This window comes from Acidovorax soli (assembly GCF_014207955.1).
In the GTDB taxonomy this organism is placed as follows: Bacteria; Pseudomonadota; Gammaproteobacteria; order Burkholderiales; family Burkholderiaceae_C; genus Acidovorax; species Acidovorax soli_A.
In genome coordinates this window covers 267,945-282,310 of record NZ_JACHLK010000008.1, presented here as the reverse complement: position 1 = coordinate 282,310, position 14,366 = coordinate 267,945, and the positions used below count along the sequence as shown (strand labels likewise).

The following is a 14,366-nucleotide window of genomic DNA, read 5'->3' as shown; positions in this document are numbered from 1 at the left end:
GACACCTGAACACCACGCCCCCTCAAGGAGAACACCATGGGTTTCCAGCAAGGCCTCTCCGGCCTGAATGCCGCCAGCAAGAACCTGGACGTCATCGGCCACAACATCGCCAACTCCAACACCGTGGGCTTCAAGGCATCGCGCGCCGAATTCGCGGAGATGGTGGCCAATGCCATCGGCTCGGCCGGTGGCACCAACGCCGGCATCGGCGTGGAGACGGCCGCCGTGGCCCAGCAGTTCACTCAGGGCAACCTGACCATCACCGGCAACAGCCTGGACGTGGCGATCAATGGCAACGGCTTCTTCACGCTGCAATTGCCCGATGGCTCTGCTGCCTACACCCGCGCCGGCAACTTCAAGCTGGACAAGGAAGGCAACATGGTGACCAATGACAACGCCAAGGTCATGGGCTACCCGATCGACCCGACCACCGGCCTGCGCACGGGCACCGACCCCATCCCCATGGTGTTCCCCACTTCGGAGCCCATCCCCGCCAAGCAGACCACCCGGATCAACGCCGCCTTCAACCTGGATGCGCGCGCCACGGACGCCGCCGGCGATCCGGCCGCCACCCCGCCCGTGCCCGCCACGCCGCGTGCCACCTACGGCACCTCGATCAACGTGTTCGACAGCCAGGGCGTGGCCAAACCGGTCAACCTGTACTTCCAGAAGACCGCCACGGACAACACCTGGGACGTGTACGACGCCCTCGACGACCCCACGGCCGTGCCGCCCGTGGTGGCCACGGCCATCGGCCAGATCACCTTCGACAACAACGGCGTGATCACCGGCCCGGCGGCCACGCCGCCGGCCACCGGCTTTGCGCTGACGCTGAACGTCAACCCCACGCCGCCCAACCCCAACAACCTGCCCGCCTACGACGTCGAGGTGAACCTGGACAACGTGACGCAGTTCGGTCGCAAGTTCTCGGTGTCCGATCTCTCGCAGGACGGCTACACCGCGGGCGACCTCACGGGCATCAACGTCGAGAACAACGGCATGATCATGACGCGCTACTCCAACGGCGTCACGCGCGCCGAAGGCCAGATCGCGCTGTCGAGCTTCCGCAACACCCAGGGCCTGGCCTCGGTGGGTGGCAACAACTGGGTGGCCACCTTCGAATCGGGCCAGCCGGTGATGGGCACGGCCACCGATGGCAACTTCGGCGCGCTGCGTTCGGGTGCGCTGGAAGACTCCAACGTCGACCTCACGGCCGAGCTCGTGAACATGATGACCGCACAGCGCACCTACCAGGCCAATGCGCAGACCATCAAGACACAAGACCAGGTGATGTCCACCCTGGTGAACCTGCGCTGACGCGCCCCTGATCCCCTGACCGGAAGCCGCCATGGACCGCATCATCTACACCTCCATGACTGGTGCCAGCGCCGCTGCCCACCGGCAGTCGGTGCTGGCCAACAACCTGGCCAATGCGTCCACCAACGGCTTTCGCGCGGAGATGTCCACCTTCCGCTCCGTGCCGCTGCAAGGCGATGGCTCCACCACGCGCGTGTTCGCGCTGGAAGCCACCTCGGGCTACGTCGACAAGCCGGGCCCCGTGCAACGCACGGGCCGCGCTCTTGACGCCATGGCTGTCGGCAATGCCTGGTTCGCGGTGCAGGGCCTCGATGGCGTGGAGGCCTACACCCGCAACGGTGGCTTCGAGGTCTCGCCCACCGGGGCGCTGCTGACCAACACCGGGCTGCCCGTGCTCTCGGATGGGGGGGGCCCCATCGACGTGCCTCCGAACGCCGAGGTGTCCATCGGATCGGACGGCACCCTCACCGCCAAGACGGCTGGCCAGCCCCCGGCGGCCATCGGGCGCCTGAAACTGGCCACGCCCACCGCCGAAGACCCGCTCAAGCGCGGCGACGACGGGCTGTTCCGCGCCGCCTCGGGCGAACAGATCCCCAATGACCCCAATGCGCGCCTGCTGTCGGGTGCGATCGAAGGCTCCAACGTGAACGCCGTGGAAACCATGGTCGGCATGATCGCCGCCTCGCGCCAGTTCGAGCAGCAGATCAAGATGCTGCAGACCGCCGAGACCAATGACAAGGCTGCCAGCCAGTTGCTGAGCATCAACGGCTGAACCGCCACCAGCCCCTAGGAAAACGCCATGATCAATTCCCTCTGGATCGCCAAGACCGGCATGGAAGCCCAGCAGACCCAGCTGGACGTCATCTCCCACAACCTGGCCAACGTCTCGACCACCGGCTACAAGCGCGCCAACGCGGTGTTCGAAGACCTGATCTACCAGAACCTGCGCCAGGTGGGTGCCCAGACCACCGAGCAAAGCCAGCTGCCCACCGGCCTGCACCTGGGCCTGGGCGTGCGCACCGTCGCCACGGCCCGCAACTTCATGCAGGGCAGCATGCAGCAGTCCAACAACAACCTGGACGTGGCCATCAAGGGCAATGGCTTCTTCGAGGTCACGCAGCCCGATGGCACCATCGGCTACACGCGCGACGGCTCGTTCCAGCTCGACTCGCAGGGCCGCCTGGTGACTTCCAGCGGCCTGCCCATCGCCAACGGCATCACCGTTCCCGCCAACGCGACCAGTGTCTCCATCAGCGCGGAGGGTGCCGTCACGGCCACCGTGCCCGGCAACACCGCGCCGCAGCCGCTGGGCAACATCGCCATGGCCACCTTCGTGAACCCGGGCGGCCTGGAGCCGCGCGGCCAGAACCTGTTCATCGAGACGGCGGCCTCGGGCCAGCCCCAGCAGGGCACGCCCGGTACCAACGGCCTGGGCACCATCATGCAAGGCTACCTCGAGACCTCCAACGTGAACGTGGTGCAGGAGCTGGTGACCATGATCCAGACCCAGCGCGCCTACGAAATGAATTCCAAGGCCATCCAGACCTCGGACCAGATGCTGGCCAAGCTCAGCCAGATGTAACACGCCCAGCGGCCACAAGCCATTCAGCCAGGACTCTCGCCATGACACTCCTCCACGCACTCTTCCAGGCTGCCCGCAGCCGCCCTCTGGCGTGGCCGACCCTGGCCGCCGCCGTGCTCGGCACCGGCTGCGCCAGCATGTCCCCGCCGCCGCCCGTGGACATCCTGCCCACCACCCCGCCGCCCCTGGCCGCCACCACGCCGCGCACACCGCCCCCGGTCACCGGCGGCCTGTTCCACTCGGCCAGCTACCGCCCGGCCTTCGAGGACCGGCGCGCGCGCATGGTCGGTGACAACGTCACGATCCAGATCGTGGAGAACGTGACCGCCAGCCAGAAGTCCTCCTCCACCGTGGACCGCACCTCCAAGATGACCAGCGGGGTGACGGCGCTGCCCTTCACAAGCCAGAAGTTCACCAACAAGCTGGGCGTGGGCGCCAATTCGGAAAATGCCTTCGAGGGCAAGGGTGGCACCGAAAGCGCCAACACCTTCCAGGGTTCGATCACCGCCACCGTCGTCGATGTGCTGCCCAACGGCCACCTGGTCGTGACCGGCGAGAAGCAGATCGGGGTGAACCAGAACGTGGACGTGCTGCGCTTCTCCGGCACCGTGGACCCGCGCGCGCTGCAGCCCGGCTCCATCGTGGCATCCACCCAGGTGGCCAATGTGCGCGTGGAATCGCGTGGCCGCGGCGCCCAGAATGAGGCCCAGGTCACGGGCTGGCTGGGCCGCTTCTTCAACACCGTGACGCCGTTCTGATACAAAATGTGACATCAAGGGGCGCTGCGGCGCCCCGATTTGTCCTTTTGTACTGTCAGATCCGAGGATTCCGATGCCCTTTCTTCGCCGCTCCCTGGCCTGCGGCCTGATCACCCTTGCCGCCGCTGCATTCTCGCCAGCAGCCTCGGCACAAGGAACCACCTACGCCTACTCCGTGGCCCTCACGGTGACCGCCCCCAAGGGTTCGGCCTCCGAGGCGGTGTCCAAGAACAAGACACTGCCCGCAGGCATCAAGTTCTCGCCCTGCGATGCCAGCGCGCTCGACCAGCTGGCCTTCACCATCAAGTACGACGCCGGCAAGCCCGGGGTGGGGACCACCCCGAGCACGCTGCAGAACGTGTACGTGATCTTCAACCGCGATGGCGGCTTGTTCTTCCCCCTGGTGCGCAACCCGCTGATGACCACCGGCGCGATCTTCAAGGTCTACCCCGCCTCCGGCAACATCCAGGCTGCCGACACCTACACGGCCGTCGGCGACAACCTGGGCGGCGCCCAGACCGAGGTGATCCTGGGGGGCAATCTGACGGTCCATGGACTGGATTCAGGCGTCTGGCTGCTCACCGCCATCATTGCGCCGGCCGCCACGGTGAATTTCGACGATCCCCGCACCTGGTCCGCCTGGGACACGGTGCCCTTCATGCTGCGCAAGCCCTGGAAGGGCATCATCACCAACAGCTGCGACTGAGATCGCTACGCGCCTGGCGGGCGGCGGGACGCCGGCGCCCGCCGCAGCCGTGCGGCAGGCCCTTGTTTGTAACAGGCCCCACCGCCAAAAGACGGGTGAATGCGCCTCTTTTTGGACATTCCTTGCGGGCAGCATCCGCCCACAATAAGGGCCATGAAAGCCCTGCCCTCGCCCTTTTCGGCCGCCCCCTTGCGCACCCTGTGGCTCATGGCCATTGCCGTGGCCATGGTCTGCGCCACCTGGCCGGCGCATGCGCTGCGCATCAAGGAAATCGCGGCGGTGCAGGGCGTGCGCAGCAACCAGCTGACCGGCTATGGCCTGGTGGTGGGCCTGGACGGCACGGGCGACCAGACCACCCAGATGCCCTACACCACGCAGGCCATGTCCAACTACCTGCAGCAGATGGGCATCAGCCTGCCGCCAGGCGTGGCCTCGCAGCTGCAGCTCAAGAACGTCGCCGCCGTGATCGTCACCGCCCAGTTGCCCGCCTTTGCACAACCCGGCCAGCAGATCGACGTCAACGTCTCGTCCATGGGCAACTCCAAGTCGCTCAAGGGCGGCATGCTCATGGTCACGCCCCTGCGCGGTGCCGATGGCGAAATCTACGCCCTGGCCCAGGGCAACCTGGTGGTCGGCGGTGCCGGCGCCTCGTCCGGCGGCAGCAAGGTGCAGATCAACCACCTGGCTGCGGGCCGCATCCCGCTGGGTGCCCAGGTCGAGCGCTCCGTTCCCACGCCCCTCAACGAGGGCGACAGCATCAGCCTGGGGCTCAACGCCTCCGACTTCCAGACCGCACGCCGCGTGGCCCAGGCCATCAACAGCCGCCTGGGCAATGGCCTGGCCACGGCGCTCGATGGCCGCACCGTGCAGGTGCGCGCACCCAGCGATCCCGGCGCCCGCGTGGGCTTCATTGCCGACCTGGAAGAGTTGCCGCTGGAAATGGCCGCCCCGGCCGCCAAGGTGGTGATCAATGCCCGCACCGGCTCCATCGTGCTCAACCAGGCCGTGACACTGGGCCCCTGTGCCATCGCGCACGGCAACCTGTCCATCACCATCAGTTCGCGCCCCGTCATCAGCCAGCCCAACCCGCTGTCGCAGGGGCAGACCGTGGTCACGCAGCAAAGCGACATCAAGATCAACCAGGAGCCGGGCAACATCATCCAGATGCCGCCTTCGCCGCAACTGGCCGACGTGGTGCGCGCGCTGAACACGCTGGGCGCCACACCGGGTGACCTCTTGGCCATCCTGCAGGCCATCAAGGCCGCAGGCGCCCTGAACGCCGAGCTCGAAGTGATCTGACCATGGCCCTCACGCTGCCTTCGTCCTCCACCACCAGCGCGTCCAATGCGCTGGCGGCCGACGTTCGCTCGCTCAATGCGCTCAAGTACGAAGCCGGCGCCAACAACCCCCAGGCCACGAAAGAGGCGGCCAAGCAGTTCGAGTCCCTGTTCATGCGCGAGCTCATCAAGAGCATGCGCGAGGCCACCATGAAGTCGGGCCTGCTGGACAGCGCCGGGGGCAACCTGAGCACCGATCTGCTCGATCAGCAACTGTCGGTGCAGATGGCCGGCCAGCCCGGCGGCCTGTCCGAAGCCATCGCACGCCAGCTCTCGCGCCAGATGGGCGGACCCGATCCGACCTTCTCCGTGCCTTCCACCGTGAGCCTGTCGCAGGTCCAGCGCACTGCGGCGGCCCGGGTCGCACCCGGCTCCACCGGCAGCGAGCCCGTGGGCCAGGCCCCGAAGGGCCGCGATGGTTTTGTCCAGCACCTGAGCGGCACGGCCGAGAAGGTGTCGCAGGAAAGCGGCATCCCCGCCAGCTTCATGCTCGGCCAGGCCGGCCACGAGACCGGCTGGGGCAAGAGCGAGATCAAGAACGCCGACGGCAGCAATTCCTTCAACCTGTTTGGCATCAAGGCCGGCAAGGGCTGGACCGGCAAGGTCGCCGAAATCACGACCACCGAGTACATCAACGGCACGCCGCGCAAGGTGGTGGCCAAGTTCCGCGCCTACGACTCGTACGAGGATTCGTTCCGCGACTACGCACGCCTCATCAAGGAAAGCCCGCGCTACGAGAAAGCGGAGTCCGTGGCGCAGTCCGGCTCGGCCATGGACTATGCCTCCGCACTGCAGAAGGCGGGCTATGCCACCGACCCCGAGTACGCCCGCAAGCTCAGCGGCGCCATCAACAGTGTGCAACGCGCGCAGCAGCAGCGTGCACAGGCGTGAGAACACGAGGTAGACCATGAGCCTGCTCAACGTCGGCGCCCGCGCCCTGCTCGCCAACCAGGTGGCCCTGCAGACCGCGGGCAACAACATCGCCAACGTCAACACGCCCGGCTATTCGCGCCAGACCGTGGTGCTGCAGACCGTGCAGGGCCAGTTCACGGGCGGCGGCTACATCGGCCAGGGTGTGGATGTGCAGACCATCCTGCGCAACCAGAGCGAGCTGCTCACGCGCCAGTCGGCCGCCGCCGGCTCGGTACAGAGCGGTGACATCGTGCGCGCCGAACGCCTGCGGCAGTTGCAGGACGTGTTCAGCGGTGGCGCCACAGGTCTGGGGGCGGCCATCAACGACATGATGAACGCCTTCTCGGACGTGGTGAGCGCTCCCACCGACATCACGGCCCGCACCCTGGTGCTCACGCGGATCGACGAAACCGCTTCGCGCATGCGCGCGGCCGCAGAACGTGTCGACGAGATCGAGTACACGGTGAACGAACAGCTGCAAAGCAGCATCACCGCCATCAACAGCCTGGCCGGCCAGATCGCTGCGGTGAACGAGCAGATCGCACGCGCCAAGGGCAATGGACAGACCCCCAACGACCTGCTCGACCACCGCGACCAACTGATCCGGGAGGTCAACCAGTACGTGCAGACCACCCAGATTCCGGCCGACGACGGTACCGTGGGTCTTTTCGTGGGCGGCAGCCAGCCCTTGGTGCTGGGCACGACGGCCTCGCAGGTGTCGGTGGACGATGCCAGCCAGTTCCCCGGCAGCGGCCAGCTCAAGCTGTTCTTCAACCGGCCCGGCGCGCCGGCCATCGAGGTGGACGAGAACATGCTCGGCGGTGGCTCGGTCTCGGGCCTGCTGCGCTTCAACAACACCGATCTGTCGGAAAGCCGCAACCTGCTCGGGCGCATGGCCATGGCCATCGGCATGACCATGAACGAGCAGCACAATCTCGGCCTCACGCTCGACGGTCAGATGGGCAAGGACCTGTTCAGCCTTCCCACCAGCATGCCGGGCCTGACCAACGGCGCGGGTGTGGGCACGGTGACCTTCAGCGACCCCACCAAGTTTGCGGCCTCCGACTACGAGATCCGCTTCACCACGGGCACAGCCGGCCAGGTGGTGCGCCTGTCGGACGGCAAGGCCACGGCCTTCACCGATGCGGCCAACCTGGCCACCCTGGACATCGACGGGCTGACCTTCAACCTCACCACGCCGGGCGCGCCCGGCGAGCGCATGCTGTTCCAGCCGTTCAGCAGCGCGGGGGCCAACATCAACGCGCTGGTGTACTCGCCGCGCGACCTGGCGGCCGCCAACCCCATCAACGCGGCCATGGGCACAACCAATGGCGGCACACTGCAGCTGGCCGGGCTCAAGGCCACCGACACGCTGGTTGCCCCGCCAATCCCGGGCGGCGTGACCCTGACCTTCACGGCAGGCCCGCCCACGACCTATGCCGTGAACGGCTCGACCACCCCCCCTTCGGGCACTGCGGGCATCCCCTACACCTCGGGGTCCACCATCACCATCGACGGCTGGGAGATCAAGCTGCAGGGCACGCCCAAGACCGGCGACACCGTGCGGGTGGGCAATGCGCTGGACCCGCAGTACGGCGACAACTACACGCGCAATGCGGGCAACGCCACCTCGCTGATGAACCTGCGCGACGTGAAGATGTTCGACGAATCCACCCTGGCCGATGGCTACGCGGGCCTGATGGCCCAGGTGGGCACGCGCACCCAGAGCGCCACCTTCGCGGCCGAGTTGTCCACCACCATCGCGGCCAACCTGGAGCGCGACCGCACGGCGGTTTCGGGCGTCAACCTCGATGAAGAAGCCGCCAAGCTGATCCAGTACCAGCAGGCTTACCAGGCATCCGCCAAAATGCTGCAGATTGCGCAAAGCGTCTTCGATACCCTGATCCAAGGGTTGACACGGTGATGATGGCGCTTGAAAGCAGGTCCAGGAGTTCGACATGAGCAACACCATCTACCGCCTTGGCACGGCCAACATGTACGACAACGCGCTGCGCAACCTCGGCGCGCGCCAGACCAACCTGTCCAACCTGCAGGAAAACCTGACCTCGGGCAAGCGTGTCGTGCGCGCCAGCGACGACCCGGTCTCGGCCGCGCAGGCCGAGCGCGCGCTCACGCGCCTGACCCGCATCCAGACCGAGCAGCGTGCACTGGAAACCCAGCGCAATGCCATTGCCCAGGCCGAGTCCTCGCTCGGCGATGCCATCGGGCTGGTGCAGAGCGCCCGCGAACTGATGGTCAGCGCCGGCAGCCCGGCCCTCACACCCAACGACCGCGCCACCATCGCCAACCAACTGCAAGGCCTGCGCGAACAGTTGCTGGAAGTGGCCAACCGCAAAGACACCAACGGCATCCCGCTGCTGGGCGCGCTGGGCAGCGCACTCGCGCCCTTCCTGGGCCCGCAATCCGTGTCGCCGGACTACCTGTTCAACGGGCAGCCCGGGCAGACGGGCAGCACCGGGACATCGATCCCCAATACCCTGGACGGCGAGTTCGCCTTCATGTTCCAGCCCCAGCGCGACGGGGCCTACAACGTGCAGGTGAACCCGGCCACGGTCAACAACAACCAGCAGCTGACCACCACGGGCGTCAAGCCGGTGGACCTGAGCCTGGTGACCGGCAACAACTACTCCATCACCTTCAGTGCCGTAGGCCCGGGAGCCACCCCGGGCACCACCACTGCGACCTACACCATCACCAACACCACGACCGGTGCGGTATCGGCCCCCGTGGTGGTGCCCGACTACCCGACCGACAAACCCGTGACCATCTCGGTGACCGGCGTTCCGGGGCTGACCTTCGACATCAAGGGCAACCCCGCCAACGGCGATGCCATCACCCTGCAGCCCACGGCCAGCGTGTTCAGCACCCTGGACAGCGCGATCCGCGACATCCGCGGCGCCGCCAACAGCAATGCCGCCACCCAGGCCGTAGGCCAGGCCCTCACCAACGTGGACATCGGCCTCGAACGCCTGAGCAATATGCGCAGCTATGCAGGCGAGCTGCTCAACCGCGCCGACCGCATCACGGGCGACCAGGACAAGCGCTCGATCCAGCTCGAGGGCGACCGCTCGCGCGCCGAGGATCTGGATATGATCAAGGGCATTTCAGACTTCCAGAACCAGCAGGTGGGCTACGAGGCAGCACTCAAGTCCTATGCCCAGGTGCAGAAGCTGTCGCTGTTCAATTTCATCAGTTAAGCGGGCCTGCCCCGAGCCGCACTCCCGGGCGGGGGCCGGCCCCCAACGAGACAACGCCTGAGAGCCCATGGTCCAATCCGTCCTCGGCAGCCTGATCCTGGGGTACCGCCCCCTGTGGAACCGTGCCCGCAAGCTGGCTGCCATCCAGCTCTACGTCCAGAACGAATCCCCCGCCGCCGTGGTCGAGACCGGCCACCTGCTGCGCACGCTGCAGGAGCTGTGGTCCGCAAGTTCGCCACCCCTGCTGCTCTCGCCCCAGACCCACCAGGTGCTGGCCGACATGCTCGAGCATGCGCCCCGGGGCGCCCCGTGGATCGAGGTGCGCGGCGACTGGCTGCAGGACTCGGGCATCTACACCCTGGTGAAGGCGGCACACCAGCGCGGCTTGAAGCTGGTCTGGCGTGGCGACATCGGCCAGCTGCCCGAGCCCGCCGTGGCCCAGTGCTTTGACAACAGCCTGCTGAGCCTGACGCCAGCGGACGCCGTCGCGGCACTGCAGGCCAATCCCCGGCCGGGCAGCCCGGCCTCCAAGGCCCCGCCCCGCGCCGTGAGCCCCATCCTGGCCGGGCAGATGTACGAGAACATCCCCAGCCGTGCCCTGATGGAGCACTGCCTGGACAAGCACAACGCCCTGGCCCTGGCCGGCTGGCCCACGGAAGACGTGCTCTACAGCATGCGCCACACGCCGCAGCAGCCCTCGCACGCCGTGATCGCCAAGCTGCAGAAGGCCATCGACGCGGAGCAGTCGCTCGAGACCTTCGAGGACATCATGGGCGAGGACCCGCTCCTGGCCTACCGCTTCATGGTCTACACCAACTCCGCTTCGCTGGGCCTGCGCACCGGCATCGACTCTCTGCGCCGCGGGCTGGTGATGATGGGCTATGGCTCCATCAACCGCTGGCTGTCGGACCAGTTGCCCCACTCCAACACCGATCCCAACATGCAGCCCGTGCGCGAATCCATGGTGCTGCGCGCCACGCTCATGACCCAATTGCTCGATGCCGGCATCGAGAACGAGCTGCGCCGCGAGATCTACCTGTGCGGCCTGCTCTCGCAGATCGACGAGCTGATGCAGGAGCCCCTGGCCAACATCCTCAGGCGCATCCCGCTGTCCGAGCGCATCTACGACGCCACCGTGCTGCAGACCGGACCCTACGCCCCCAGCCTGCAGATGGCCTGCGCTCTGGAGACCGGGGACGCAAGCGCCATCCGCCACCTGTGCGAAACCCACGAGATGGACCTGGAAGAGGTCAACCGCGGCCTGCTGCGCGTGCTCTCCGACCTCGAGGTGGAACGATAACCATCCCCCTGAGGCGCTTTGCGCCTTCCCCCTTCTCTCGAATGGCTGCGCCATTCGGGAAGGGGGACACCGCCAGCGCGGCGGGGCGGCCCTTGCGCGGCGGTCACTGGCCTTGTGCGTGCCAGTTTCGCAGGTCAGCGGGTGAAAGCGAAGCGCTCCAGCGCATGCCGTCGCCACTGCCACATGGCCACAAGGCCTCACAACAACGGAGAGAACAGGCGCGCCGTGGCATCGCCCAGGCGCGGCAGGAAGGCCTGGCGGCGGCGCGTGGGCACGGCCCGGGCACGCCGCATGTCCGCCTCGAACTGGCGCGCCAGCGGCAGGGCCAACGCCGGGCCGTAGACCACGGCGCAGACCTCGAAGTTGAGCCGGAAGCTGCGGTTGTCGAAATTGGCCGTGCCGATGAAGGCACAGTCGCCGTCCACCAGCATGGTCTTGGAATGCAGCATGCCGGCCGTGTACTCCCAGACCTTGACGCCGGCCGCGATCAGCTCGTCGAAGTAGGAGCGCGCGGCTGCGCTGACCACGAAGGAGTCGCTGCGCCGGGGCACGATCAGGCGCACGTCCACCCCGCGCAGTGCGGCGCTGGTCAGCGCCATGAGCGCAGGCTCCCCCGGCACGAAGTAGGGCGTGGTGAGCCACACCCGCTCGGTGGCCATGTGGATGGCGGCCACGTACATGCGGTGGATGGCCTCGTTGGCATTGTCCGGCCCCGAGGTGAGGATCTGCACCGGGTGGTCGCCCGGTTCGGTGGCGGGCAGCAGGTGGCGGCTTTCGCGCGCCACGGCCGCCGGGCCTTCGCCCGTGGTGTAGACCCAGTCCTCCATGAAGGTCATCTGCAGCAGGCGCACGGCCCCGCCCTCGATGCGCAGGTGCACATCGTGGTAGGCATCGCGCCGCGCGCGCGGGTCCTCTTCGTCGGTGATGTTGATGCCGCCGGTGAACCCGATAACACCGTCGCAGACCACGATCTTGCGGTGGGTGCGGAAGTTGATCACGGGGCGCACGCGCCGGCCGATGCGCGAGGCATGGAAGAACGCCACCTGCCCGCCCGCATCGAGCAGCGGCGCGAGAAACCGCCGGCCCAGCCGCTTGGAGCCCAGGGCATCGACCAGCAGCCGCACGATCACGCCCTCGCGCGCCTTGGCCACCAGCAGGTCGCGCAGGGCCGTGCCGATGCCATCGGGCTCGTAGATGTAGTACTCCAGGTGCACATGGTGGCGCGCCGCACGGATGGCGTCGAAGATCGCATCGAAGGTCTCAGCCCCGTCGACCAGCAGGTCCACCCGCGCCGCGGTGGAGACGCGCAGGTCGCAACTGGCCTCTCCCAGCAGCACCAGCTGGCGCAAGGCCTCGGGCGCTGCGGCCGCCGTCTCCCGCAGGCTGGCGAAATCGGCATGGGCATACAGCGCCGACTGGCTGCGCATGCGCTTCAAGCGCTGTTTGCGCAGGCGCTGGGGGCCGAAGAAATAGTAGATGACATAGCCCACGAAGGGCAGCAGCGCCATCGACAGGATCCAGCTGAGCGTGGACACCGGGGGGCGCTTTTGCAGCACGATCCACACCGCCAGCACAGCGATGTACAGGCTCCAGGTGACGGAGACCGCCGCCAGCAGGCCCTCGTGCCCACCGGGAAAGAACTGCACCAGGGACTGCAGGCCCTCGGTCATTGCGGCCCAGCGCCCTTGTACGTCCATGGTTCCTTGCGGTTGTGGGATCAGGGGGCGATTGTAGGCAGGCGCGATGCCATCGGAAGCTCAGCGGCTTTGTTTGACGATGCGCTCGAAGGTGCGCCAGAAGGTGGCATCCTGCGTGGTCGCGAAATTGATGCGCATCAGCGTGCTGGGCTTGCGTTCGGCATGGAACAGCGCACCCGGTGCCAGCAGGTAGCCTTCGTCGAGCATGCGCTGCGACAGCGCATCGGTGTCCACGCCCGTGTCCACCCAGCCGAACAGGCCCACCGGGTCGGCCGCGAAGGTACAACCCGCGCTGAGCGCGAGCTTGACGCTGCGCGCCCGCGCCGCATCGAGCCGGGTGCGGATGCGCTCGGCATGCCGGCGCAGCTGGCCCTGCTCGATGCACAGCGCCAGCGCTTTTTCGAGCAGGGCGGGCGTGGTCAGTGTGGCCAGCAGCTTGGTGTCGAGCAGTTGCTCGACCAGGCCCTGCGGTGCGGCCAGGAAGCCGATGCGCCAGTTGGGCGCGAGGATCTTGGCAAAGCCGCTCACGTAGATGGTGCGCTGCAGGCCGTCGAGTGCCGTGAGCCGCGTGGCGTGTTCCGGCGCGATGTGGCTGTAGGTATCGTCCTCGACGATGTGGAAGTTGTGCTGGTTGGCCAGTTGCAGGATGCGGTGCGCACTGCCCGGCGACAGGCAGTAGCCCGTGGGGTTGTGGAACACGCTCACGCTCACGTAGAGCTTGGGCTTGTGCACCTCGCAGTAGCGCGCCATCACCTCCAGGTCGGGACCGTCGGCGCGCCGCGGCACGGGCAGGATGTGCATGCCCAGGGCCGACAGGCGCGCGAACTCCACGGCCCAGCCAGGCTCCTCCACCATCACCGGATCGCCCGGGCGCAGCAGGGTGCGGCTCACGATGTCCAGGGCATGCGTGGCCCCGACGGTGGTCAGGATGTTCTCGGGCCCCGTGTGCACGTTCAGGCTGGCCAGCTTCTTGACCAGCAGGCGGCGCAGTGCGCCATCGCCCAGCGGCTCGCCGTACTGCAGCGAGTATTCCTGCAGCGCGCGGGTGCTCGTGACCTTGCGCACAGCGGCGGGCATGAAGGTCGACTCCAGCCACTGCGGCGGCAGCACGCCCATGCCGGGCTGGGGCTTGTCGCTGATCTTGTGGAACATGCCCCGGATCAGCGCCGTGGCATTCACCGGCGGCGAGCCGCGCGCCGCCCCGCGCGCGGCGAACCAGTGGGCCGTGGTCCAGTTGCCGGCCGCCACCTCCATCGCCGCGGCCTCTCCGGCCTTCACGGCCTCGGCCCCCACGGGGGCCACTTCGCGCACGAAAAAGCCGCGGTTCTTGCGCGCCTCGACCAGCCCCTGCGCCAGCAGCTGGTCATACGCCGCCACGACGGTGGAGGGGCTGACACCATGCTGCAGCGCGCACTGGCGCACCGAGGGCAGGCGCGCCCCGGGCGCCAGCAGGCGGTTGCGGATGCGTTCGCCAAAACGGACCGAGAGCTGCTCGGTGAGCGACTGGGTGGGGGTCTTCATCAACATGGGCGAAATCCG

Annotated in this window: 12 protein-coding genes; 10 read left to right on the top strand and 2 right to left on the bottom strand. The window is 67.5% G+C overall.

Annotated features, from left to right (window positions below; translation table 11 throughout):
* Nucleotides 1-36: 36 nt before the first annotated feature.
* The 10 genes from flgE (at nt 37) to HNP48_RS20625 (ending at nt 11,130) form a co-directional block, all read left to right on the top strand.
* Nucleotides 37-1,317: a flagellar hook protein FlgE gene (flgE, locus tag HNP48_RS20670; protein ID WP_184860538.1), complete on the top strand. Its 1,281-nt coding sequence runs from the start codon at nt 37-39 to the stop codon at nt 1,315-1,317.
* Nucleotides 1,318-1,348: 31 nt separating this feature from the next.
* On the top strand, nt 1,349-2,089 hold the full coding sequence (gene flgF / locus HNP48_RS20665) for a flagellar basal-body rod protein FlgF (protein WP_184860536.1): 741 nt from the start codon (nt 1,349-1,351) through the stop codon (nt 2,087-2,089).
* A gap of 27 nt (nt 2,090-2,116) precedes the next feature.
* Nucleotides 2,117-2,899, top strand: a complete 783-nt coding sequence (flgG, locus tag HNP48_RS20660) for a flagellar basal-body rod protein FlgG (protein WP_184860534.1) — start codon at nt 2,117-2,119, stop codon at nt 2,897-2,899.
* Between the two features lie 41 nt (nt 2,900-2,940).
* Nucleotides 2,941-3,657: a flagellar basal body L-ring protein FlgH gene (locus HNP48_RS20655; RefSeq protein WP_184860532.1), complete on the top strand. Its 717-nt coding sequence runs from the start codon at nt 2,941-2,943 to the stop codon at nt 3,655-3,657.
* Between the two features lie 73 nt (nt 3,658-3,730).
* Nucleotides 3,731-4,363 carry a hypothetical protein gene (locus HNP48_RS20650; protein WP_184860530.1) on the top strand — a complete coding sequence of 211 codons (633 nt, stop codon included), beginning with the start codon at nt 3,731-3,733 and terminating at the stop codon, nt 4,361-4,363.
* Between the two features lie 207 nt (nt 4,364-4,570).
* A complete protein-coding gene (locus HNP48_RS20645) occupies nt 4,571-5,662 on the top strand; it encodes a flagellar basal body P-ring protein FlgI (protein WP_184860647.1) in 1,092 nt (363 codons plus the stop codon).
* Nucleotides 5,663-5,664: 2 nt separating this feature from the next.
* Nucleotides 5,665-6,591 (top strand): flagellar assembly peptidoglycan hydrolase FlgJ, encoded by a 927-nt coding sequence (flgJ, locus tag HNP48_RS20640; RefSeq protein ID WP_184860528.1) that lies wholly within the window; start codon nt 5,665-5,667, stop codon nt 6,589-6,591.
* A 16-nt stretch (nt 6,592-6,607) separates the two neighbouring features.
* Nucleotides 6,608-8,536, top strand: coding sequence for a flagellar hook-associated protein FlgK (gene flgK / locus HNP48_RS20635; protein WP_184860526.1), 1,929 nt, complete (start codon nt 6,608-6,610; stop codon nt 8,534-8,536).
* A 34-nt stretch (nt 8,537-8,570) separates the two neighbouring features.
* Nucleotides 8,571-9,830 (top strand): flagellar hook-associated protein FlgL, encoded by a 1,260-nt coding sequence (gene flgL, locus HNP48_RS20630; RefSeq protein WP_184860523.1) that lies wholly within the window; start codon nt 8,571-8,573, stop codon nt 9,828-9,830.
* 67 nt (nt 9,831-9,897) lie between these two features.
* Nucleotides 9,898-11,130, top strand: coding sequence for an HDOD domain-containing protein (locus tag HNP48_RS20625; RefSeq protein WP_184860521.1), 1,233 nt, complete (start codon nt 9,898-9,900; stop codon nt 11,128-11,130).
* Nucleotides 11,131-11,327: 197 nt separating this feature from the next.
* Here the strand turns inward: HNP48_RS20625 and cls are convergent, their stop codons facing one another.
* Nucleotides 11,328-12,800, bottom strand: a complete 1,473-nt coding sequence (cls, locus tag HNP48_RS20620; protein WP_409362575.1) for a cardiolipin synthase — start codon at nt 12,798-12,800, stop codon at nt 11,328-11,330.
* Between the two features lie 87 nt (nt 12,801-12,887).
* Nucleotides 12,888-14,354 carry a PLP-dependent aminotransferase family protein gene (locus tag HNP48_RS20615; protein ID WP_184860519.1) on the bottom strand — a complete coding sequence of 489 codons (1,467 nt, stop codon included), beginning with the start codon at nt 14,352-14,354 and terminating at the stop codon, nt 12,888-12,890.
* Between the last annotated feature and the right edge of the window lie 12 nt (nt 14,355-14,366).

Bases quoted from the DNA above. Each gene is read 5' to 3' on its own strand.
- flgE (WP_184860538.1), top strand. From the start codon at position 37: ATGGGTTTCCAGCAAGGCCTCTCCGGCCTGAATGCCGCCAGCAAGAAC.
- flgF (WP_184860536.1), top strand. From the start codon at position 1,349: ATGGACCGCATCATCTACACCTCCATGACTGGTGCCAGCGCCGCTGCC.
- flgG (WP_184860534.1), top strand. From the start codon at position 2,117: ATGATCAATTCCCTCTGGATCGCCAAGACCGGCATGGAAGCCCAGCAG.
- HNP48_RS20655 (WP_184860532.1), top strand. From the start codon at position 2,941: ATGACACTCCTCCACGCACTCTTCCAGGCTGCCCGCAGCCGCCCTCTG.
- HNP48_RS20650 (WP_184860530.1), top strand. From the start codon at position 3,731: ATGCCCTTTCTTCGCCGCTCCCTGGCCTGCGGCCTGATCACCCTTGCC.
- HNP48_RS20645 (WP_184860647.1), top strand. From the start codon at position 4,571: ATGGCCATTGCCGTGGCCATGGTCTGCGCCACCTGGCCGGCGCATGCG.
- flgJ (WP_184860528.1), top strand. From the start codon at position 5,665: ATGGCCCTCACGCTGCCTTCGTCCTCCACCACCAGCGCGTCCAATGCG.
- flgK (WP_184860526.1), top strand. From the start codon at position 6,608: ATGAGCCTGCTCAACGTCGGCGCCCGCGCCCTGCTCGCCAACCAGGTG.
- flgL (WP_184860523.1), top strand. From the start codon at position 8,571: ATGAGCAACACCATCTACCGCCTTGGCACGGCCAACATGTACGACAAC.
- HNP48_RS20625 (WP_184860521.1), top strand. From the start codon at position 9,898: ATGGTCCAATCCGTCCTCGGCAGCCTGATCCTGGGGTACCGCCCCCTG.
- cls (WP_409362575.1), bottom strand. From the start codon at position 12,800: ATGACCGAGGGCCTGCAGTCCCTGGTGCAGTTCTTTCCCGGTGGGCAC.
- HNP48_RS20615 (WP_184860519.1), bottom strand. From the start codon at position 14,354: ATGTTGATGAAGACCCCCACCCAGTCGCTCACCGAGCAGCTCTCGGTC.